Annotated in this window: 1 protein-coding gene; it reads right to left on the bottom strand. The window is 66.4% G+C overall.

Annotated elements, in window-relative coordinates; genetic code table 11:
* Positions 1 to 206: hypothetical protein (locus tag D7V77_RS45475; protein ID WP_233597602.1), on the bottom strand; the 206-nt coding region annotated here is incomplete at its 3' end.
* Positions 207 to 274: the final 68 nt, after the last annotated feature.

Here is a 274-nt window from a genome sequence, read left to right as displayed (position 1 = left end):
CCATCGTACCAGTAGGCGCCTTCGACGGATCCGTTTCCGCCGACCCACCAGAGCTCCATGCTGCCCGGGATGCGCGAAACCGCTGCGATACCACTGCTCGTGGATGCGCTGCCGGGACCTGCGATCTGGTACCGCGCCCAGGGCTGGCCATCGTACCAGTAGGCGCCTTCGACGGATCCGTTTCCGCCGACCCACCAGAGCTCCATGCTGCCCGGGATGCGCGAAACCGCTGCGATACCACTGCTCGTGGATGCGCTGCCGGGACCTGCGATCT

The sequence above is a fragment of the Corallococcus sp. CA041A genome, assembly GCF_003612075.1.
GTDB lineage: Bacteria > Myxococcota > Myxococcia > Myxococcales > Myxococcaceae > Corallococcus > Corallococcus exiguus.
This window is presented reverse-complemented; position numbering and strand designations above follow the sequence as displayed.